Below are 20804 nucleotides of genomic sequence, written 5' to 3'. Positions count from 1 at the left end.
TCACGCCTCCTTCGTCTCGACGGGGCCGGCGCCAGGACCGGAGGGACGGCGGGTGCGGCGGATCGGCGGTTTGGCCCCCAGGCCCTTCGGGTCGAGGCCGGACCACTTGTGGCCGCTCGCGAAGAACTTCCGCCGGGCGATGAGCGTCATCAGCGGCTTGGTGAAGAAGAAGACCACGACCACGTCGAGGACGGTGGTCAGGCCCAGCGTGAACGCGAAGCCCTGGACCTTGCCGACGGTGACGATGAACAGCACCGCTGCGGCGAGGAACGACACGAAGTCGGAGACCAGGATGGTGCGCCGGGCGCGCGGCCAGGCACGCTCGACGGCCGGGCGCAGGGTGCGGCCCTCGCGGATCTCGTCCCGGACCCGTTCGAAGTACACGATGAACGAGTCCGCCGTGATGCCGATGGCGACGATGGCGCCGCAGACCGCCGGCAGGTTCAGCGCGAAGCCGATGGCCGGGCCGAGCAGCGCCATGAGCACGTAGGTGAGGGCGGCGGAGACCAGCAGCGAGGCCATCGCGATGAGCGACAGACCGCGGTAGTAGGCCACCAGGTACAGGACGACAAGGGCGAGGCCGATGGCGCCCGCGAGCAGACCGGCGTGCAGCTGGTCGCCGCCGAGGGCCGCGGTCACCGTGGTGACGCTCTGCTCCTTGAAGGACAGCGGAAGCGCGCCGTACGACAGCATGTTGGCGAGGCTCTGGGCCTCCTCCTGCTTGAAGCTGCCGGAGATCTGGGCCTGGCCGCCGGTGATCGCGTTCTGCACGTAGGGGCTGGAGACGACGTCCCCGTCGAGCACGATGGCGAACTCGTTCTGCGGCCGCTGGTTCTGCGCGAGCTGACCCGTGATCGTGGCGAACTTCTTGGAGCCCTTGCCGGTGAAGGTCATGTTGACCTGCCAGCCGGCCGCACCCTGCGTGTCGAAGACGGCCTGGGCCTTCTTGACGTCGGTGCCGTCGACGGCCGCCGGACCGAGGAGGTACTTGTACCAGACGTTGTCGACCTCACCGCAGGCCACGGTCGGGACGCCGGGCTTGACGCCCTCGCCGGCCTTGGTGCGGACCGCCTTGTCGGAGCAGTCCAGGGTCGCGAACTTGGCCTGCAGCGCGGCGTTCGCGCCGGTGGAGGCGCCGCCGCTCGGCGGGGCCGAGGGGCTCGGGGAGGAGCCCGCCTTGGCGCCGGCGGAGGCCGACGGGGTGGCGTCGGCCTTCAGGCCGTCGGTGACGGCACGGCCCTGCGAGGTGGCCGAGGCCGACGGGGACGTCGAGGAGGTCGCCTTCTCACCGGTGCCGGAGGCGCTCGCCGAAGGGCTCGCGGACGAGCTGGGCGAGGCGCTCGAACCGCCGCTGGCGGACGCGCTCGGCGAGGGGGTGGCAGCGGCGGGACCCGTGGCCTCCTGGGCCACGACCGGGCGGAAGTACAGCTTGGCGGTGGTGCCCACCTGCTGGCGGGCTTCCTCGGAGTTGGTGCCCTTGGGGATGTTGACGATGATGTTCTTGCTGCCCTGGGTCTGCACCTCCGCCTCGGAGACGCCCAGCCCGTTGACACGGCGGTTCATGATGTCGACCGCGGTGTCCATGTTGGCCTTGTTGATCGCGGATCCCTGGTCGCCCTTGGCCTCCAGCGTGATGCTGGTACCGCCGGCAAGGTCGATGCCGAGACGCGGAGTGGTGTGACCGGAGGCGAACATGCCTCCGGTGAGCCCCACGATGGCGATCAGGATCAGGGCCAGCGAGCGCCCTGGCTTGCTCTGGGCACTCGCGCTCCGGCCCTTCTTAGGTGCTGCCACCTTCTCGTACTCCCTCTCGGGCCGCCTCGCGCCGGGTCAGCGCGGCCACGGCCATGACATGGTGTCGGGATCCCCTGGCGAGATGCGCGCGCCCCGGCGCGTACGGGTGTGGCCCGTGTGCGCCGGGGACGTGGCTACTTCTGCGCGTCGGAGTCGCCGTCGGTCTTCTTCGGCTGTTCACCGGCATCGGCCTGCTCGGTTTCGGCGGCCTTCTCCCGGACCTCGTCGGGTCCGTCCTTCTTGCCGAGGTCGACAACCTTCTCGTCGGAGGCGGCGGCAGCTTCGTCGGCGGAGTCGTCGGTGTCGGCGGACTCGGTGAGGGAGGAGGCGTCGTCCGGGACGATGTCGGTGTCGGACTTCAGGTCGTGCTCGACGCCGTGGACGATGCGGTTGTACTCGTCATCGGTCAGGACGGCGCCGATCGAGTTCTTCGCGAAGACCAGTTCCACGCCCGGCCCCGCATCGAGGAGGATCGTGTCGTCATTGACCTCCTTGACCGTCGCGTACATGCCCCCGATGGTGCGGACACCACTGCCGGGCTGCAGGTCGTTGCGCATGGCGGCCGCTTGCTGCTGCTTCTTCTTGGCCGACCGGGTCATCAGGAACATGGCCCCGATGAGCACGATGAACGGGAGGAGGGTCACAGGACTCACGGGTCGGAACTTCCTTCAAACGACCGCGACGCTTGAGCGGCCTGATGGATGGGGGTTGTGCGCTGCCGACAAAGGCAGCATCGGCGGAGTCTAAGCGAGTCCGCGCGCAGGGAACAACGCTCAGCATGGCACCTGGGTTCCTTACCCGGCCAAAGCCCCGGCCACGGCCCCGCGCATCACGTGCCGAACAGGCCGTCCTGTCCGCCGCCGAGGGCCTGGGGACGCGACGGCGTGAGGCCGAGATGCGCCCACGCCGCCGGGGTGGCCACCCTTCCCCGCGGCGTACGGGCCAGCAGGCCCTCCCTGACGAGGAACGGCTCGGCGACCTCCTCGACGGTCTCGCGCTCCTCGCCCACGGCGACGGCCAGGGTGGACAGGCCGACCGGACCGCCGGCGAACAGTTTCAGCAGGGCTTCCAGGACAGCGCGGTCCAGACGGTCCAGCCCGCGCTCGTCCACCTCGTAGACCTTGAGGGCCGCCGCCGCGATCTCACGGGTGACGTTCCCGTCGGCCTTGACCTGCGCGTAGTCGCGCACCCGGCGCAGCAGACGGTTGGCGATACGGGGGGTGCCGCGGGAGCGGCCGGCGATCTCGGCGGCGCCGGCCGGGTCGATCTCCACGTCGAGCAGGTCGGCCGAGCGGTGGATCACGCGCTGCAGTTCGCCGGGCTCGTAGAACTCCATGTGGGCGGTGAAGCCGAACCGGTCGCGCAGCGGCGGCGGCAGCAGACCCGCGCGCGTGGTGGCGCCGACCAGGGTGAACGGGGGCAGTTCGAGGGGGATGGCGGTCGCTCCGGGCCCCTTGCCGACGATGACGTCGACGCGGAAGTCCTCCATCGCCATGTACAGCATCTCCTCGGCGGGCCGGGACATGCGGTGGATCTCGTCGAGGAAGAGAACCTCGCCCTCCTGGAGGGAGGACAGGATCGCCGCGAGGTCGCCCGCGTGCTGGATGGCCGGGCCGCTGGTGATGCGGATCGGGGCGCCCATCTCGGCGGCGATGATCATGGACAGGGTGGTCTTGCCCAGGCCGGGCGCGCCCGAGAGCAGCACGTGGTCGGCGGTCGCACCCCGCGCGCGTGCGGCGCGCAGGACGAGGTCGAGCTGTTCGCGGACCTTCTCCTGGCCGATGAACTCGCCCAGGTCCTTGGGGCGCAGGGCGGCCTCGACCGCCTGGTCCTCCCCGTCGGCGACAGAGCCCACCAGGCGTTCCTCGGCGGGGCCGGCGAGCCGCTCGGGGGCGGTCTCGTCGCTCGTGTCGTCCCAGTTCACTGACGTTCTCCTAGCGGGCGCGGTTCAGGGTCTGCAGGGCGGCCTTCAGCAGCTGGCCCACCTGGGGCGCGCCGCCGGCGGCCTCGGCCTGCGGGGTCACGGCGACGACCGCCTCGTCGGCCTCCCGGGTCGCGTAGCCGAGGCCGATCAGCGCGGCGTGCAGCTGATCGCGCCATCCGCTGGTGACCGGTGCGCCGACCACGGGGGCGCCGACCGGCTCGCCCAGCCTGTCCTTGAGTTCGAGCAGCAGCTTCTGGGCGCCCTTCTTGCCGATGCCCGGCACGGCGATCAGCGCCTTCTCGTCGCCCGTGGCCACGGCTCGGCGCAGTGTGTCCGGGGCGTGCACCGCCAGCATGGCCTGGGCCAGGCGGGGGCCGACACCGCTCGCGGTCTGCAGCAGCTCGAAGACCTGGCGTTCGTCGTCGTCCACGAAGCCGTACAGGGTCAGCGAGTCCTCCCGTACGACGAGGGAGGTGGCGAGCTTGGCCGGGCGGCCGAGCCGGAGCGTGGACAGCGTGTTCGGCGTGCACTGCAGGGCCATGCCCACGCCGCCCACCTCGACCACCGCGGAGTCGGGGGCGAGTGCGGCGACCGTGCCGCTGACGAAGGCGATCATGCCGTACGGCCTTTCGATGTGATCGGGGACCGGGCCGCGTGCAGGGCCGCGGCCTGCTGGAGTCGGTTCTGGGCGGGGGCGCGCCAGATGTGGCAGATGGCGAGCGCCAGGGCGTCCGCGGCGTCGGCCGGCTTGGGGGGCGCATCGAGCCGGAGCAGGCGCGTGACCATCGCGCCGACCTGGGCCTTGTCGGCGCGGCCGCTGCCGGTGACGGCGGCCTTGACCTCGCTGGGGGTGTGCAGGGCGACGGGGAGGCCGCGGCGGGCCGCGCACAGCATCGCGACGGCGCTGGCCTGGGCGGTGCCCATGACGGTGCGCACGTTGTGCTGGCTGAACACCCGCTCCACGGCGACGCATTCGGGCCGGTACTCGTCCAGCCAGCGTTCGATGCCCTGCTCCACGGCGACCAGGCGCTGCCCCAACTCGGCGTCGCTCGGCGTGCGTACGACGCCCACGCCGAGCATGGTGAGCGGTCGGCCCGCGACGCCCTCGACGACGCCGACACCGCACCGGGTCAGTCCGGGGTCCACACCCAGTACCCGCACGCACCCCTCCCCTTCACCGCTGAACGGCCGTCGCCCGGTGACCTCTGACGTCGTCCGTGCGATCTCTGACGTCGTCAGGCTATCCGCTGGCACCGACAACGACGTCGGGCCGGTAGGACGTGTCCCACCGGCCCGACGGATCCGCTCAGTTCGCGGCGGCCCTACGCGTCGACCTTCTCCATGACCTCGTCGCTGACGTCGAAGTTGGCGAAGACGTTCTGCACGTCGTCGCTGTCCTCCAGCGCGTCGATCAGCTTGAAGATCTTGCGCGCGCCGTCCTCGTCCAGCTCGACCTGCATGGTCGGGACGAAGTTGGCGTCGGCGGAGTCGTAGTCGATGCCGGCCTCCTGGAGGGCCGTGCGGACCGCGACCAGGTCGGTGGCCTCGCTGAGCACCTCGAAGGACTCGCCGAGGTCGTTGACCTCCTCGGCGCCCGCGTCGAGCACCGCGCCCAGCACGTCGTCCTCGCCCAGCTCGCCCTTGGGGACGATCACGACGCCCTTGCGGTTGAAGAGGTACGACACGGAGCCCGGGTCGGCCATGGAGCCGCCGTTGCGGGTCATCGCCACGCGCACGTCGGAGGCGGCGCGGTTGCGGTTGTCCGTGAGGCACTCGATGAGCACGGCCACGCCGTTCGGGCCGTAACCCTCGTACATGATCGTCTCGTAGTCGGCGCCGCCGGCTTCGAGACCGCCGCCGCGCTTGATCGCGGAGTCGATGTTCTTGTTCGGAACCGACGACTTCTTCGCCTTCTGCACGGCGTCGTACAGCGTGGGGTTGCCTTCGAGGTCCACGCCGCCCATGCGCGCCGCGACCTCGATGTTCTTGATCAGCTTCGCGAAGAGCTTGCCGCGCTTGGCGTCGATCACGGCCTTCTTGTGCTTCGTCGTAGCCCATTTAGAGTGGCCGGACATCTGCCTGTCTCCTTCGCGTAACCCGTCTCGTCCGAACTCCCCCGGGCGTCGAGAGCCTGGGGGACCTCCGAATCCTACAAGGACTCGGCCGCCCGGTTCGCGCGGACCATGTCGACGAACAAGGAGTGCACGCGGTGGTCGCCGGTCAGCTCCGGGTGGAACGACGTGGCGAGCGCGTTGCCCTGACGGACCGCGACGATATGGCCGTCGTGCTCGGCGAGCACCTCGGCCGCCGCACCGACGGACTCGACCCACGGGGCGCGGATGAACACGCCGTCGACGGGAGCGCCGGCGACGCCCTTGACGTCCACCGCCGCCTCGAAGGACTCGTTCTGCCGTCCGAAGGCGTTGCGCCGCACGATCATGTCGATGCCGCCGACGGTCTCCTGGCCCGAGCGCGGGTCGAGGATCTTGTCGGCGAGCAGGATCAGGCCCGCGCAGGTGCCGTAGACGGGCATGCCGGCGCGCACGCGCGCGCGGAGCGGCTCCATCACGCCGAAGAGGACGGCCAGCTTGGAGATGGTCGTGGACTCACCGCCGGGCAGGACGAGTCCGTCGACCTCGGCCAGTTCCTCGGGGCGCCGCACCGGCCTGGCCACGGCGTCGGCCGAGGCCAGGGCGACGAGATGCTCCCGCACGTCGCCCTGGAGGGCCAGGACGCCCACGACTGGGGCTTCGTTGCTCATGAACTCGTTACCAGCCGCGGTTGGCGTAGCGCTCGGCCTCGGGGAGGGTGTCGCAGTTGATGCCGACCATGGCCTCGCCGAGGTTGCGGGACGCGTCCGCGATGATCTTCGGGTCGTCGTAGAAAGTGGTGGCCTTCACGATGGCGGCGGCGCGCTTGGCCGGGTCGCCCGACTTGAAGATGCCGGAGCCGACGAAGACGCCCTCGGCGCCGAGCTGGCGCATCAGCGCGGCGTCGGCCGGGGTGGCCACGCCGCCGGCGGAGAACAGCACGACGGGGAGCTTGCCGAGTTCGGCGACCTCCTTGACGAGCTCGTAGGGGGCGCGCAGGTCCTTGGCGGCGGCGTACAGCTCGTTGTTGTCGAAGCCGCGCAGCCGGGCGATCTCGTTCTTGATCTGCCGCAGGTGGCGGACGGCCTCGACGACGTTGCCGGTGCCGGCCTCGCCCTTGGAGCGGATCATCGCGGCGCCCTCGGCGATGCGGCGCAGGGCCTCGCCGAGGTTGGTGGCGCCGCACACGAACGGGGTCGTGAACGCGAACTTGTCGCTGTGGTTGACCTCGTCGGCCGGGGTGAGGACCTCGGACTCGTCGATGTAGTCCACGCCGAGCGACTGCAGGACCTGGGCCTCGACGAAGTGGCCGATGCGGGACTTGGCCATGACCGGGATAGACACGGCCTCGATGATGCCCTCGATCATGTCCGGGTCGGACATGCGGGCCACGCCGCCGTCCTTGCGGATGTCGGCCGGGACCCGCTCCAGCGCCATGACGGCGACGGCGCCCGCGTCCTCGGCGATCTTCGCCTGCTCCGGCGTGACGACGTCCATGATCACGCCGCCCTTGAGCTGCTCGGCCATGCCGCGCTTCACGCGCGCAGTGCCGGTCTCGGGGGTCTGGTTTTCGGAGATCGTGCTGGACACGGGGGGACCTCGCTCATGTAAAAGAGGATTTGTGCAGCACCGAGGAAACGCGAGTGGACCAGTCCACAGCAAGGGCCAATGAACAGCCGGTGGATCCTTTTCGTCAGGTCGCCCGGTCCATCAACGCGGACGGCGGTTCGTCGTCCATCTCGAAGGCCAGGGGGAACGGGGCGTGGCCCGCGAGGCGGAACCAGCGCACCTTGCGGTGTTCGCGCAGCCTGCGGGCCGCGCCCACGGCGTCGTTGTGGAAGCGGCGGGCCATGGGGACCCGGCGGACGGCCTCCGTGAGCTCACGGGCCGCCGCCTCTCCCCCGGGCGCGACGCGGACGCCCTCCAGCTGCTGGGCGTCCGCGAAGACGGCCCGCAGGGCCTGGCTGAGCTCGCTCTCGGCGACCTCCCGCTGCTCCTCCTCGGCCTGCCGGGCGGCGTGCGCGGCCTCGTACAGGACGATCGAGGCCGCGGGATCGAGGACCTTGGAGGTGGCCAGCTCCTGGGCCACCGAGGCACGGCGCAGGAGCTGCGCGTCCAGTGCGGCGCGGGCGGCGTCGATGCGGGCGTGCAGCCGGTCCAGTCGTCCCGCCGTCCAGCTCAGGTAGAGGCCGATCGCGACGAGGACGGCCAGGGTCCAGATCAGGGTTGCGGTCACGGGCGGCAAGGCTACCCGTGCGCCCCGCGCGCGTGTGCTCCGCTCCCGCGGGCCCCTCTCCCATGGGCCCCGCTCAGAGCGGGGCCGGGCCCGCGCGCGTCACCGCGGCCCGGGGCGGTCGGTCCCGCCGCCGGGCCGCGTTCGGCGGACCGGCGATCAGTCGCGCGCCAGGCCGAGTCTGGAGCGCAGCCCCGTCGGCCCCCGGTCGTCCTCGGCCGCCACCGCCGCCGCGCCGCCCGTGACCGTCTCGTACACCGAGAGGATGTCGGCGCCGACGGTCGACCAGTCGAAGCGCCGTACATGCGCGCTCCCGCGCTCGCGCAGCTCGGCCCTGCGTTCCGGGTCGCCCAGGAGGCGCACCGCCGCCTCGGCCAGCGCGTCCGCGTCCTCGTTGGCGAACAGCTCGCCGGCCGCGCCCTGGTCGAGCACCTGGGCGAACGCGTCGAGGTCGGAGGCGAGGACCGGGGCGCCGGCCGACATGGCCTCGACGAGGATGATGCCGAAACTCTCGCCGCCGGTGTTGGGCGCGACGTACACGTCGACGCTGCGCAGGAAACGGGCCTTGTCCTCGTCGCTGACCATGCCGAGGAACTCCACGCGCGCGTGCAGCTCCCTGGGCAGGTCCGCCACCGCCTCCTTCTCGTCGCCGCGGCCGGCGACCAGCAGCCGGGCGTCCGGCCGCTCGGCGAAGATCCGCGGCAGCGCCCTCATCAGCACCGGCAGACCCTTGCGCGGCTCGTCGATGCGGCCGACGAAGCCCAGGGTCTCCCCCTGCCATGCGGGGTTGGGCTCGGCCCTGGCGAAGAACTCGACGTCGACGCCGTTGGGGATGACGACCGCGTCCCCGCCGAGGTGCTCCACCAGCGTGCGCCGGGCGTACTCGCTGACGGCGATCCGCGCGCTGATCTTCTCCAGGGCCGCCTGCAGGATCGAGTAGGCGGCGATCATCGCGCGCGAGCGCGGGTTGGACGTGTGGAAGGTGGCCACTATCGGCCCCGACGCCGCCCAGCAGGTCAGCAGACCGAGGGACGGTGAGGTCGGCTCGTGGATGTGGACGACGTCGAACGCGCCGTCATGCAGCCAGCGCCGCACGCGCGCGGCGGACAGGAAGCCGAAGTTGAGGCGCGCGACCGAGCCGTTGTAGGGCACCGGGACGGCGCGGCCGGCCGAGACGACGTACGGGGGCAGCGGGGTGTCGTCGTCGGCGGGGGCCAGGACGGACACCTCGTGGCCGAGCCGGATGAAGTACTCGGCGAGGTCACGGATGTGGAACTGGACGCCGCCGGGCACGTCCCAGGAGTAGGGGCAGACGATGCCGATTCTCACGCCGGGTCCCCGTCCGACGGGCGGGGTTCCAGGTCCGCGAGCCACAAACGCTGGAGCATGTGCCAGTCCTCCGGGTGGTCGGCGATGCCGGTGGCGAAGGCGTCTGCCAGCGCCTGCGTCATGACAGACGTCTTCTCGGCCCGGGTGCCTGACTCGGGTACCTCGATCGGGGGGTGCACGCGGCCCTGCATGACGGGCGAGTCGTCGTACCAGAGGGTGACGGGGAGCAGGAGCGCGCCCGTCTGCTGGGCGAGCAGGGAGGGGCCCGCAGGCATCCGCGTACGGTCCCCGAAGAAGTCCACCTCGACACCGGAGGCCGACAGGTCCCGCTCGGCGACCAGGCAGACCAGGCCGCCTTCCCGCAGCCGCCGGGCCAGGGTGCCGAACGCGGCGCCGCCGGTGTGCGGCAGCACTTCCATGCCGAGCCCTTCCCGGTAGGCCACGAACCGGTCGTACAGCGTCTCCGGCTTCAGGCGCTCGGCGACGGTGGTGAACGGCGTCTTCAGCTCGGTGGTGACCCAGGCGCCGGCCAGATCCCAGTTCGCCATGTGGGGCAGGGCGAGGACGACGCCCCGGCCGGAGGCGATGCCGTCGGTCAGATGGTGCAGGCCCTTGGGGGCGAACCCGCTGCGCACGCGCCGGGCGCTCCAGGCCGGCAGCCGGAAGGACTCCATCCAGTACCGCAGGTAGGAGCGCATCCCCGCGCGCGAGAGCTCGGCCAGGCGCTCGGGGCTCGCGTCCGGGACCACGCGCGCGTAGTTGCTCTCGAGCCGCCGCACGCCCTTGCCGCGTCGCTCCCACGCCAGGTCGGCGACGGTGCGGCCGAGCCGTACGGCGACCGGCTCGGGAAGCTTCTTGACGGTGCTCCAGCCGAGGCCGTACAGCGCGTCGGTCAGGCGCTCCTGGGCGCTCACTTCGCGGCCTCGCTCCCCTGGGTCTCGCCGTGCGCCTCGTGCCCCCCGGCTTCCTGTACCGCGGCCGCCTCGGCTTCCGCCGACTCCCGCCGGACCGTGACGACGCGCTGGATCAGCGTGACCATGCTGCCGACGGCGACGATCCACAGGGCGATCGGCAGCAGCACCTGGATGCCCGGCACGCCGAAGGCGTGCAGGCCGGCCAGGCCGGCGGCGACCAGGGAGATCACCAGGCGCTCCGCGCGCTCCACGAGTCCGTTCACGGCCACCGGCAGGCCGATCGACTCGCCCCGCGCCTTGGTGTACGACACCACCTGGCCGCTGGCCAGGCAGAAGATCGAGACGGCGCACAGGACGTTGTCGTCGCCGTTGCCCGCGTACCAGAGCGCGAAGCCCCCGAAGATCGCGCCGTCGGCGACCCGGTCGAGGGTGGAGTCCAGGAAGGCGCCCCAGCGGCTGGTGCGGCCGAGCTGACGGGCCATGTTGCCGTCGACGAGGTCGGAGAACACGAAGAGCGTGATCACGATCGTGCCCCAGAAGAACTCCCCCCTGGGATAGAAGACCAGCGCGCCCGCGATCACGCCGGCGGTGCCGAGGAGCGTGACCGTGTCGGGGCTCACGCCCCTGCGGATGAGAAACGCGGCGAACGGTGTGAGGACACGCGTGAAGAATGCACGCGCGTACTTGTTCAGCATGGCCTTCCCGAGGGTTCGGTGTGGCCGCGCGGCCCCTGCTGGCCACCGGCTGGCCCATCGTAGCCACGCGCGCGTGTGTGCGACGGTCGGGCACCCGGACCCCCGTGTCCCGTCGCGCCGGCAGCCGGGGTCACGGGCGGGTCGCGTCCGTCGTATGGACGCGCGGTGACGGGAGTGGAAAGCTCGAAGGACCGCGGGCGTCGCCGGAGCCGCCATCGCACGCGGGGCCGTCGTGCCCGCGCCCCCAGTGACCTCACCGTGTACGGGAGGCAAGGAAATGGGCGACAAGGCGAACGCACACCCCGGAGCCGCCGGCAGGGCTACAGCGGCCGACCATCCCGCGTCCGTGCGGAATGTGGTGCTGGTCGGCCACTGCGGATCGGGCAAGACGACATTGGTGGAGGCTCTCGCTCTCACGGCGGGAGCGGTGAACCGGGCGGGCCGTGTGGAGGACGGCGGCACCGTCTCCGACTACGACGAGATCGAGCACCGGCAGCAGCGCTCGGTGCAGCTCTCCCTGGTGCCCGTCGAATGGGACGGCATCAAGATCAACCTTCTCGACACCCCCGGATACGCCGACTTCGTCGGCGAGCTCAGGGCCGGTCTGCGCGCCGCGGACGCGGCCCTCTTCGTCGTCTCGGCGGCGGACGGCGTGGACGGCTCCACCCGCATGGTGTGGGAGGAGTGCGCGGCCGTCGGCATGCCCCGCGCGATCGTGGTCACGCATCTGGAAGCGGCGCGCGCGGACTTCGAGGAGATGACCCGGATCTGCGCGGAGGCCTTCGGCGGCGACGACCCGGACGCCGTGCTCCCGCTGTACCTGCCGCTGCGCGGACCCGAAGGGCCGGACGGGCACGCACCCGTGACGGGGCTGACCGGGCTGCTGTCCCGGACGCTGTTCGACTACTCCTCCGGCGGGCGCGAGGAGTCCCAGCCGGGAGAGGACCAGTTGCCGGGCCTGGAGGAGGCCCGCAACCGGCTGATCGAGGGGATCATCGCCGAGAGCGAGGACGAGACCCTCATGGACCGCTATCTCGGCGGCGAGCAGATCGACGTCAGGACGCTCGTCGAGGACCTGGAGCGGGCCGTCGCGCGCGGCACGTTCTTCCCCGTGCTGCCCGCGGCCCCCGCCGCGGACGGGGCCCGGCAGGGCCTCGGCACGGTCGAGCTGCTGGAACTGGTCACCAGGGGGTTCCCGACGCCCCTGGAGCGCGAGGCGCCCCGGGTGACGACCGTCGACGGCGAGCCGCGCGAGCTGAAGCGCTGCGATCCCGGCGGCCCGCTGGTCGCGGAGGTCGTGAAGACCTCCTCCGACCCCTACGTCGGCCGGGTCTCGCTCGTGCGCGTCTTCTCCGGCACCCTGCACCCCGACGCGACCGTCCACGTCTCGGGGCACGGCCTCGCCGACCGCGGCCACGAGGACCATGACGTCGACGAACGCGTCGGCGCCCTGTCCGCGCCGTTCGGCAAGCAGCAGCGGAGCCTGACGCACTGCATCGCGGGCGATCTCGCGTGCGTGGCGAAACTCGGCCGCGCGGAGACCGGCGACACCCTCTCCGCCAAGGACGACCCGTTGCTCATGGAGCCCTGGCAGATGCCCGACCCGTTGCTGCCGCTGGCCATCCAGGCGCACAGCAAGGCCGACGAGGACAAGCTCTCGCAAGGCCTCGGCCGGCTGGTCGCCGAGGATCCCACCATGCGCCTGGAACAGAATCAGCACACCCACCAGGTGGTCCTGTGGTGCCTGGGCGAGGCCCACTCGGACGTCGCCCTGGAACGGCTGCGTTCGCGCTACGGCGTCCAGGTCGACGTCGTCCCGCACAAGGTCTCCCTGCGGGAGACGTTCGCGGCGCGGTCCGCGGGGCGCGGACGGCACGTGAAGCAGTCCGGTGGGCACGGGCAGTACGCCGTCTGCGAGATCGAGGTGGAGCCGCTGCCGGGCGGCTCGGGCATCGAGTTCGTGGACAAGGTAGTGGGGGGCGCGGTGCCGCGCCAGTTCATCCCCTCCGTCGAGAAGGGCGTCCGCGCACAGGCGGCCAAGGGCGTGGTGGCCGGGCATCCGCTGGTCGACGTGCGGATCACGCTGCTCGACGGCAAGGCGCACTCGGTGGACTCCTCCGACGCCGCGTTCCAGACGGCCGGCGCGCTCGCCCTGCGGGAGGCCGCGGCCGACGCGAAGATCCATCTGCTGGAGCCGGTGGCCGAGGTGTCCGTCCTGGTCGGCGACGAGTACGTGGGCGCCGTGATGAGCGATCTGTCGGGGCGGCGCGGCCGGGTGCTGGGCACCGAGCAGATCAGCGGCAACCGCACCCTCGTGCGGGCCGAGGTGCCCGAGATCGAGATCGGCCGGTATGCGGTCGACCTGCGCTCGCTCTCGCACGGTACGGCGCGTTTCCACCGTGCGTACGCCCGGCACGAGCCGATGCCCGCGCAGGTCGCCGAGAAGGTCCGGCAACTGGCCTAGGTCGTGCCACGTTTGATGCGGGGCCGCCTTCAAGTGACCGGTGCGGCACCGTAGTGGAACGGTTCCTTCCGATTCGGCGGGCGGCTTCGGTCGTCCGCCGACGGATGTCGGTGCCTGCGGATACGCTGATGACCTGATCAACAGGTGTGCGGAGTACGGAAGTCGGGAAGGCCGCAAGGGCGAGAGCAGCGGCGATCGGGGGCGGGAATGACCGTTGGCAGCGGTTACGCGGACATCTTCGGACCACAGGTGCCGCAGATGGGCGACGGCGGGCAGACGCCGACGTTCGGCCTGGCCTCGGCCGCCTACCGGGACAATCCGGTCGAGGACATCAAGAAGGCCGACAACGAGTGGCACCAGACGGCGGTCAACAGCGGCCGCAAGTGGGCCCGGATCTTCCGGCCCAACCTCGGCGAGGCGTTCTCGCAGGCGGTGATCGACCGCATGCTCGGCGTCGGTCGCAAGCCGCTCATCCAGTCCTTCGGCAGCGAGCCGCAGGTGGTCGTCGAGCACTGTCTGGCGGCCACCCGCATCCGGCGCGAACGCGACAAGAAGCTCACCGCCGTCATGCTCCTGTGCGGCGTGCTCTTCCTGCCCGGACTGCTGGTGTGGCTGCTGGTCTTCCAGCTCCGGGCGACCATGGGCAGGCTCGACGACAAGCGGATCTCCGGCGTCGGCACCGGCCTGCTCGTCGCCGTGGGCGCGCTCGCCGTCCTGTTCCTGGTCAAGATGCCGTTCGGCGGTGTCGTCGGCTGGTACGCGCGCGGGTGCGTCGTGGCTCCGGTGGCCGGCTGGTTCCTGGCCAAGCGGATCTGCGAGAAGACCGCGGTGGATCTGCGCGAGCGCTGGGACAGCCTGCTGTCGGGCGGCAGCGTCGGCGCGAAGGTCCCCGAGGCGGTGCCGACCAGCCCGAACCAGACGGCCGCCGAGCAACTGCGTCAGTCCCTGGCCCGGCTCAGCGCGGAGCAGCAGTCCAACTCGGTCTTCTACGCCGGCCCCAAGGGCATACTCGGCATGGGCACCCGCTGGGGCGCATGGCATCTCGCCGAGGAACTGGTGCCCACCGACCCGAACAAGGGCGTCCACGAGTTCCGCAGCTGGACCGTCATACGGGCCATCCACGACCAGCTCAGCGTGCTCGACCGGCAGAGCCTGAAGACCGGTGGCTTCCCGCGGCCCTCGGTCCGGCACTGGATCGTGACCCCGGTCGGCGAGAACGCCAAGGCGGTCGCCCGGCCGGAGGGCACCGACGTCGAGGCGTACCAGGTCAAGCCGAGGGCCATAGAGGACATCTGCAACAACCAGCAGTTCGGCGGCGGCGACCGGCACTACCTGGGCGTCCAGTGGCCGCTGTGGGACGGCCAGTTGATCATCACCATGCTGATCACGGTGACGGTGCTGCACGAGACGCTGCGCATCGAGGTCACCGGGCACGCCCTGGGCCCGGTCAACGGTCTGTTCACCACCAAGTCCGAGGCGCCCGTCAAGGAGGTCGCCAAGAGCGTCCGGTTCTGGGAGACCCGGACGGTGAAGCTTCCGCTGGTCACCGCCGACGAGGTGGTCCGGCTGTCCGCGCGCGCCACGATCAGCTGGTATCCGCCGCTGCTGAAGTGGCTCGGCGGCGGCATCGGTCTGCCCGAGCCGTTCGGCCTGCGGCACGCCTGGGCCGATCAGCCCTGGCGCCACCGCTTCATGGCCGACGACGCGCTGCGGGCAGCCACCCCGGTGCTGCGCGTGGTGCACGCCGCGGCGCTCAAGGTGCTCAGGGAGCACGACGTGGACATCGAGAAGTTCAGCTCGCGCTCGTCGGCCCTGAGCGGCGCGGTGCAGGACGTGTCGCCGCGCAAGGCGGACACCTACGACGCGTGAGCCTCGGGCGGACGGGCGGGGTCTCACGGCGGGTGACCGGCGCGACCGGTGCCGTGCGGCCGGTGCCGTGCGGCCGGTGCCGTGCGGCCGGTGCCGTGCGGCCGGTGCCGTGCGGCCGGTCCGGGGGCTGCTGCCCCCGGACCCCCGCTTCGGCCTGAACCGCCTCGTCCTCGAGGGCCGGACGGCCTGGTGGAGCCGGGCCGGTTTCCCGGCCGGGGCCGTCAGGCCGAGGCCGGCCAGGCGTCTGCGAGCATCTTGCGGGTGTCCGCGAGGAGTTGGGGCAGCACGCGCGTGTGACCCACCACCGGCATGAAGTTCGTGTCGCCGCCCCAGCGGGGCACGATGTGCTGGTGGAGGTGGGCGGCGATGCCGGCCCCCGCCACGCTCCCCTGGTTCATGCCGATGTTGAAGCCGTGCGCACCGGACGCGGTGCGCAGGGCCGTCATCGCCTGCTTGGTCAGCTCGGCGAGCTCGGCGGTCTCCGCGACGGTCAGATCGGTGTAGTCGGCCACGTGCCGGTAGGGCACGGTCATCAGGTGGCCGCCGTTGTACGGGTACAGATTGAGCACCGCGTACACGTGCTCACCGCGTCGGACGACCAGGCCGTCCTCGTCGGACTTCGCCGGGATCGAGCAGAACGGGCAGCCGTCGTCGGCCCCCGGGCCGGTCGGCTTGTTCTCACCCTGGATGTAGGCCATCCGGTGGGGGGTCCACAGGCGCTGGAACGAGTCCTGCGTCCCCACTCCGATCTGCTGCTCCGGCTCACTCGTCATGCCCGTCAGCATATGGCTTCGCCCGTTCGCGGCGTGTCGCCGGGGTTCGTGCGAAAGCCACGCGGGCCAAGCTGGGCCGATGGACGAAGACAGCCGCTACGCCCGCTGGGAGCAGCGCACCGAGATCCCCCTGTTCCTGGCGTCGCTGCTGTTCCTGGCCGCGTATGCCGCCCGCGTCCTGGACGAGGACATGCCGTCCGTGTGGAAGAGCCTGTGCGGGTTCACGATGCTGGCGCTCTGGCTGGTGTTCGTCACGGACTACGTCGTCCGCTGGCGCCTCGGCGGACAGCGCTTCGCGCATTTCGTCAGGACGCACTTCCTGCACACGGTGGTGGTCGTCCTGCCGCTGCTGCGTCCGCTGCGGATCGTCCCGCTCTACGACGCGATCCAGCACCGTCAGGGGGATCCGCGGCTCTCCCTGCACGCGCGGGTGATCGCCTACGCCAGCCTGTCGACGCTGCTCCTCGGCTTCGCCGGCGCCCTCGCGGTCTACCAGCAGGAGCGGGGGGCGCCCGGCGCCACCATGCGGACGTTCGGGGACGCGGTGTGGTGGGCCGCCTCGACCCTGAGCACGGTCGGCTACGGGGACATCACACCGGTGACTCCGGGCGGCCGGGCGATCGCGATGGGCATGATGGCCGGCGGTCTGGCCCTCCTCGGGGCGGTGACCGGGTCGTTCTCGTCGTGGCTGCTGCAGATCTTCTCTCGCGAGAGCGACCGGAGGCCCCCGGAAGGCTGAAACCTTCCGGGGGCCTCCGGAAGGCCTCAGCCTCCGGGCCTCCGGGCCTCCGGGCCTCCGGCTCAGACCTGCGTCCGCTCCTCGACGACCTTCGCGATCTTCGCGATGGCCTCGTCGAACGGGATGCCGTTCTCCTGCGAGCCGTCGCGGTAGCGGAAGGACACCGAACCGGCCGCCATGTCCTCGTCGCCCGCGATGACCATGAAGGGCACCTTCTGCTTCTGGGCGTTGCGGATCTTCTTCTGCATACGGTCCGAGGAGGAGTCCACCTCGACGCGCAGCCCCTTCTTCTTCGCGGCCGCGGCGAACTTCTCCAGGTACTCCACGTGCCCGTCGCCGATCGGGATGCCGAGGGCCTGGACCGGGGCCAGCCACGCCGGGAACGCGCCCGCGTAGTGCTCCAGGAGCACCGCGAAGAACCGCTCGATCGAACCGAACAGCGCGCGGTGGATCATGACCGGACGCTGCTTGGCGCCGTCCGGGCCGGTGTACTCCAGGTCGAAGCGCTCGGGCAGGTTGAAGTCGAGCTGGATGGTCGACATCTGCCAGGTGCGGCCGATGGCGTCCTTCGTCTGGACGGAGATCTTCGGCCCGTAGAAGGCGGCGCCGCCCGGGTCGGGCACGAGGGGCAGGCCCTGCTTCTCCGCGACCTGGCGCAGCGTCTCGGTCGCCTCGTCCCAGGCCTCGTCGGAGCCGACGAACTTCTCCGGGTCCTTCGTGGACAGCTCCAGGTAGAAGTCCTCCAGGCCGTAGTCGCGCAGCAGGCCGAGAACGAACGTGAGCGTCTTGTCGAGCTCCTCCGACATCTGCTCACGGGTGCAGTAGATGTGCGCGTCGTCCTGCGTGAAGCCGCGGGCGCGGGTGAGGCCGTGCACGACGCCCGACTTCTCGTACCGGTACACGGTCCCGAACTCGAAGAGGCGCAGCGGAAGTTCGCGGTAGGAGCGGCCGCGCGCGTCGAAGATCAGGTTGTGCATCGGGCAGTTCATGGGCTTGAGGTAGTAGTCCACGCCCTCGTCGAGCTGCATGGGCGGGTACATGCCGTCGGCGTACCAGTCCAGGTGGCCCGACGTCTCGAAGAGCTTCCCCTTCGTCGCGTGCGGGGTGTAGACGAACTCGTAGCCCTCCTCCTCGTGCCGGCGGCGCGAGTAGTCCTCCATGACCCGGCGGATGATGCCGCCCCGAGGGTGGAAGACGGCTAGGCCGGAGCCGATCTGCTCGGGGATGGAGAACAGGTCGAGCTCACTGCCCAGCTTGCGGTGGTCGCGCTTCTCGGCCTCGGCGAGGAAGTCGAGATGGGCCTTCAGCTCCTCCTTGGAGGGCCAGGCGGTGCCGTAGATGCGCTGGAGCATGGGGTTCTTCTCGCTGCCGCGCCAGTAGGCGGCCGCGTTGCGCATCAGCTTGAACGCCGGGATGTTGCGGGTGGTGGGCAGGTGGGGGCCGCGGCAGAGGTCCTTCCAGCACAGGTCGCCGGTCTTGGCGTCCAGGTTGTCGTAGATCGTCAGCTCGCCGGAGCCGACCTCCACGTCCGCGCCGTCGTCGCCGGACGCCGAGCCCTTGAGGCCGATCAGCTCCAGCTTGTAGGGCTCGTCGGCGAGCTCCTCGCGGGCGGCCTCGTCGGTGACGACGCGCCGGGCGAACCGCTGCCCCCGCTTCTGGATCTCCTGCATCTTCTTCTCGACGGCCTTGAGGTCCTCGGGCGTGAACGGCTTCTCGACGTCGAAGTCGTAGTAGAAGCCGTCCTTGACCGGCGGGCCGATGCCCAGCTTGGCCTCGGGGAAGAGCTCCTGCACGGCCTGGGCCATCACGTGCGCGGTGGAGTGGCGCAGGATGTTCAGGCCGTCCTCGGAGGAGATCTCGACGCCCTCGACCTCGTCGCCCTCACGGACCGCGTACGACAGGTCCTTGAGCTCGCCGGCCACCCGCGCGGCGACGATCGAGCGCTCGCCGGCGAAGAGGTCGGCGGCCGTGGTGCCCGTCGTCACCGTGCGCTCTTCCCGCTCGGAATCGCGTTGGATGATCACACGGACGTCTGACACCGGTCTCTCCTGACTGAAGGGGGTGCGGCGCCATACCGTGAGCGCGCGCAAGAGGCGATCGTACCGACCCGCACCCGCCGACCGCGAAATCAGTCCCCCGGCTGTTCCTCTCCGCAGGCCTCGTCGAAGTAGTCCGTGCCCGCCGCGTTCCCCTGCGCGGACTTCATCAGCCGGTCCCGTTCCGCCTCGTCCACCTGCACGGGTACGACTCCGCAGGCGCCGGTGAGCCTGCGGAACCCGCCCCGGCTCTCCAGCCGGCCCTGCACCCGTACCGGCAGTCCGACCAGATGGGCCTGGCCGGCGATGCGGTAGTCCGCCTCGTCGAGGGTCAGCCGCAGGTGCGGGATGTCCGCGCCTGCCAGCACCCGCAGCCGTACGCTTCCGTCGCCGCGCGGTCCCGACCTGCGCAGGCGGACCACCGCGCCGGTGATCCGCACGGTCACGGAGGGCTCCTCGCGCAGGTAGCGGGCGCCCGCCTCGCGGAGCACGGACAGGTCGCCGGGCGAGAACTCCACCGGTTCCCCGCCGGCGGCGCAGTGCGCGGGGACGCCGGCCGCGGGAGACCACTCGACGGCGATCCGGGCGCCCTCGGCGCCGCGCACGAGGGCGATCAGCGCCTCGGTGAGCTCGCGGCTGGCGCCGGCCTCCACGGCGCCGTCGAAGGCGTCCATGCCGCCGGTGGCCCGCTGGTAGTCGACGGCCTCGCGGACGGCGTAGAGGGCCTGGTGGAGCCGGACGGCGAGGGAGCGGGCGCCCACGACCGGCACGAACGCGGTGAGCCGGCGTCCACCGGTCGCGGAGCCGACCAGGACGTCGTCCAGCGTCGCCAGGGCGGCACGCCGGTGCCGTGCGCCGTGGTAGCCGGCTCGCGCGCGGGTGGCGAGCGCGCCGGCCAGCAGCATCTGGCGTGCGGCTGCGCGCAGTTGCTCCTCCACGGCCCAGGAGGCGGCCCCGGCGGGCCCGGTCGGCGAGTCCCGCCACCAGCGGATCTCGTCGCTGGGCACGGTCAGGGCGACGAGCACCTCGCGCGCGGAGGGCGTGCCGCTGCGGGCGAGCGCCTGGAGGGCCTCGCCGAGCAGGTCGTCGCTGTCGGGAAAGGCGCGGCTCTCCGGCACGAGGAGGCTGGTCCCGGCGCCGCCGGGTCCGGGCGGGGTCCAGCGGCCGTAGCGCCCGGCCGCCCCACCGCGTCGCTGCCAGCCGTGGCGGCGCAGCAGGGAGCCGAGGACGGCGGGGTCCACGTCGGAGGGCTCGGGGGGCTGGTTCCAGGGGGTGTCGGGGTGCGGCCGCACCGGCCGCAGCGGCTCGTCGAGGGGGCGGTGGGTCATGGTCTGCCTCCCGTCCCGGCCCGCGTCATGATCTCGCACAGCGCCCGGTCGTCGAAGATGCGTGTGGTCGGTATCCGCACGGTGGTCCGGGTCCGGCCGGTGATCGGGTGGCCGGCGAGATTGACCCAGTAGCAGCAGTGCCGCAGGTCGAGGCGGTCGTGACCGGCCCGCAGCCACTGGTCCTGCGACCGGGGGACGATCATCACGACGAGGATCTTGTGCACCGACACCGGGGTGCGGGCGAGCTTGCGCAGATGGGCGTTGTCGAGGGTGAAGGAGAAGAAGCGGCCCGGCGGGTCGGGGCGCACCTGGTAGGTCGCCTTGAGCTGCACCTTGATGGTGACCTCGTCGTCGACGGTGTGTCCGGGTGCGCTGTGGCTGACGTGCCAGTCGATGCCGTTGTCCGGGAACGGCTGGGACAGTGAGCAGCCCGCGGCCGCCGCGACGGCGTGCAGATAGCCCACCTGCAGTGTCTCCATGCAGGCGGTGGTGGCGAGTGTGCCGCGGTGAACGTCCGCGCGTTCAGGCAGCAGCCCGCCCCGCTCGGGCTGCGCAATCGCCATGGCCAACAGCCTTCCCACCAGAGCCGATCCCCGTGACGGGCCGCTGAACTGCA

Annotated in this window: 18 protein-coding genes and 1 pseudogene; 3 read left to right on the top strand and 16 right to left on the bottom strand. The window is 71.5% G+C overall.

Features of this window, described 5'->3' with window-relative positions; all coding sequences use genetic code 11:
• The 12 genes and pseudogenes from secD to pgsA all read right to left on the bottom strand — a co-directional run bounded on the left by secD (position 1) and on the right by pgsA (position 11037).
• Complete coding sequence (secD, locus tag BG482_RS27745; protein WP_176741476.1) at positions 1–1794, bottom strand: protein translocase subunit SecD; 1794 nt, start codon at positions 1792–1794, stop codon at positions 1–3.
• 134 nt (positions 1795–1928) lie between these two features.
• A complete protein-coding gene (gene yajC, locus BG482_RS27740) occupies positions 1929–2447 on the bottom strand; it encodes a preprotein translocase subunit YajC (protein ID WP_069771890.1) in 519 nt (172 codons plus the stop codon).
• Positions 2448–2623: 176 nt separating this feature from the next.
• Positions 2624–3718, bottom strand: a complete 1095-nt coding sequence (gene ruvB / locus BG482_RS27735) for a Holliday junction branch migration DNA helicase RuvB (protein WP_069771889.1) — start codon at positions 3716–3718, stop codon at positions 2624–2626.
• Positions 3719–3728: 10 nt separating this feature from the next.
• Entirely contained in the window at positions 3729–4334 is a 606-nt protein-coding gene (gene ruvA, locus BG482_RS27730; protein ID WP_069771888.1) for a Holliday junction branch migration protein RuvA, read from the bottom strand.
• The gene (gene ruvC, locus BG482_RS27725) at positions 4331–4879 is read right to left on the bottom strand and encodes a crossover junction endodeoxyribonuclease RuvC (RefSeq protein WP_069771887.1); all 549 of its coding nucleotides are present in this window, start codon (positions 4877–4879) and stop codon (positions 4331–4333) included. The genes ruvA and ruvC overlap by 4 nt, the downstream gene beginning before the upstream one ends.
• Positions 4880–5040: 161 nt before the next feature.
• Positions 5041–5793, bottom strand: coding sequence for a YebC/PmpR family DNA-binding transcriptional regulator (locus BG482_RS27720; protein WP_069771886.1), 753 nt, complete (start codon positions 5791–5793; stop codon positions 5041–5043).
• 74 nt (positions 5794–5867) lie between these two features.
• Positions 5868–6479: a pyridoxal 5'-phosphate synthase glutaminase subunit PdxT gene (pdxT, locus tag BG482_RS27715; RefSeq protein WP_069771885.1), complete on the bottom strand. Its 612-nt coding sequence runs from the start codon at positions 6477–6479 to the stop codon at positions 5868–5870.
• Between the two features lie 7 nt (positions 6480–6486).
• Positions 6487–7398: a pyridoxal 5'-phosphate synthase lyase subunit PdxS gene (gene pdxS, locus BG482_RS27710; protein ID WP_069771884.1), complete on the bottom strand. Its 912-nt coding sequence runs from the start codon at positions 7396–7398 to the stop codon at positions 6487–6489.
• Between the two features lie 103 nt (positions 7399–7501).
• Positions 7502–8053, bottom strand: coding sequence for a hypothetical protein (locus BG482_RS27705; protein ID WP_069771883.1), 552 nt, complete (start codon positions 8051–8053; stop codon positions 7502–7504).
• Positions 8054–8200: 147 nt separating this feature from the next.
• The gene (locus tag BG482_RS27700; RefSeq protein ID WP_069771882.1) at positions 8201–9370 is read right to left on the bottom strand and encodes a glycosyltransferase family 4 protein; all 1170 of its coding nucleotides are present in this window, start codon (positions 9368–9370) and stop codon (positions 8201–8203) included.
• Positions 9367–10284, bottom strand: a complete 918-nt coding sequence (locus BG482_RS27695) for a phosphatidylinositol mannoside acyltransferase (protein ID WP_069771881.1) — start codon at positions 10282–10284, stop codon at positions 9367–9369. The genes BG482_RS27700 and BG482_RS27695 overlap by 4 nt, the downstream gene beginning before the upstream one ends.
• A pseudogene (pgsA, locus tag BG482_RS27690) lies at positions 10281–11037 on the bottom strand (phosphatidylinositol phosphate synthase). Before pgsA ends, BG482_RS27695 begins: the two are co-directional and overlap by 4 nt.
• Before the next feature lie 219 nt (positions 11038–11256).
• Here pgsA and BG482_RS27685 point away from each other — a divergent pair.
• Both BG482_RS27685 and BG482_RS27680 read left to right on the top strand, forming a co-directional pair.
• Positions 11257–13443 (top strand): elongation factor G-like protein EF-G2, encoded by a 2187-nt coding sequence (locus tag BG482_RS27685; protein ID WP_069771879.1) that lies wholly within the window; start codon positions 11257–11259, stop codon positions 13441–13443.
• Positions 13444–13650: 207 nt separating this feature from the next.
• Positions 13651–15312 (top strand): hypothetical protein, encoded by a 1662-nt coding sequence (locus tag BG482_RS27680; protein ID WP_069771878.1) that lies wholly within the window; start codon positions 13651–13653, stop codon positions 15310–15312.
• Between the two features lie 221 nt (positions 15313–15533).
• Here BG482_RS27680 and BG482_RS27675 read toward each other — a convergent pair whose 3' ends face one another.
• The gene (locus BG482_RS27675; protein WP_069771877.1) at positions 15534–16097 is read right to left on the bottom strand and encodes an HIT domain-containing protein; all 564 of its coding nucleotides are present in this window, start codon (positions 16095–16097) and stop codon (positions 15534–15536) included.
• A 67-nt stretch (positions 16098–16164) separates the two neighbouring features.
• Between BG482_RS27675 and BG482_RS27670 the strand changes: the two genes are divergently transcribed.
• Positions 16165–16824, top strand: coding sequence for a potassium channel family protein (locus BG482_RS27670; protein ID WP_069771876.1), 660 nt, complete (start codon positions 16165–16167; stop codon positions 16822–16824).
• Between the two features lie 62 nt (positions 16825–16886).
• Here the strand turns inward: BG482_RS27670 and thrS are convergent, their stop codons facing one another.
• From thrS to BG482_RS27655, 3 genes are all read right to left on the bottom strand, one after another.
• Complete coding sequence (thrS, locus tag BG482_RS27665) at positions 16887–18863, bottom strand: threonine--tRNA ligase (protein ID WP_069771875.1); 1977 nt, start codon at positions 18861–18863, stop codon at positions 16887–16889.
• Positions 18864–18952: 89 nt separating this feature from the next.
• Positions 18953–20188 carry a hypothetical protein gene (locus BG482_RS27660; RefSeq protein ID WP_069771874.1) on the bottom strand — a complete coding sequence of 412 codons (1236 nt, stop codon included), beginning with the start codon at positions 20186–20188 and terminating at the stop codon, positions 18953–18955.
• On the bottom strand, positions 20185–20751 hold the full coding sequence (locus BG482_RS27655; protein ID WP_069771873.1) for a DUF4365 domain-containing protein: 567 nt from the start codon (positions 20749–20751) through the stop codon (positions 20185–20187). The genes BG482_RS27660 and BG482_RS27655 overlap by 4 nt, the downstream gene beginning before the upstream one ends.
• Positions 20752–20804 lie beyond the last annotated feature (53 nt).

It is taken from the genome of Streptomyces sp. LUP30, from assembly GCF_001746365.1.
Classification (GTDB): domain Bacteria; phylum Actinomycetota; class Actinomycetes; order Streptomycetales; family Streptomycetaceae; genus Streptomyces.
The sequence above is the reverse complement of the archived record's forward strand: the minus strand, read 5'-3'. Positions and strand labels throughout refer to the sequence as shown.

Bases quoted from the DNA above. Each gene is read 5' to 3' on its own strand.
- ruvA (WP_069771888.1), bottom strand. From the start codon at position 4,334: ATGATCGCCTTCGTCAGCGGCACGGTCGCCGCACTCGCCCCCGACTCC.
- BG482_RS27720 (WP_069771886.1), bottom strand. From the start codon at position 5,793: ATGTCCGGCCACTCTAAATGGGCTACGACGAAGCACAAGAAGGCCGTG.
- pdxT (WP_069771885.1), bottom strand. From the start codon at position 6,479: ATGAGCAACGAAGCCCCAGTCGTGGGCGTCCTGGCCCTCCAGGGCGAC.
- BG482_RS27685 (WP_069771879.1), top strand. From the start codon at position 11,257: ATGGGCGACAAGGCGAACGCACACCCCGGAGCCGCCGGCAGGGCTACA.
- BG482_RS27680 (WP_069771878.1), top strand. From the start codon at position 13,651: ATGACCGTTGGCAGCGGTTACGCGGACATCTTCGGACCACAGGTGCCG.
- BG482_RS27675 (WP_069771877.1), bottom strand. From the start codon at position 16,097: ATGCTGACGGGCATGACGAGTGAGCCGGAGCAGCAGATCGGAGTGGGG.
- BG482_RS27670 (WP_069771876.1), top strand. From the start codon at position 16,165: ATGGACGAAGACAGCCGCTACGCCCGCTGGGAGCAGCGCACCGAGATC.
- BG482_RS27660 (WP_069771874.1), bottom strand. From the start codon at position 20,188: ATGACCCACCGCCCCCTCGACGAGCCGCTGCGGCCGGTGCGGCCGCAC.
- BG482_RS27655 (WP_069771873.1), bottom strand. From the start codon at position 20,751: ATGGCGATTGCGCAGCCCGAGCGGGGCGGGCTGCTGCCTGAACGCGCG.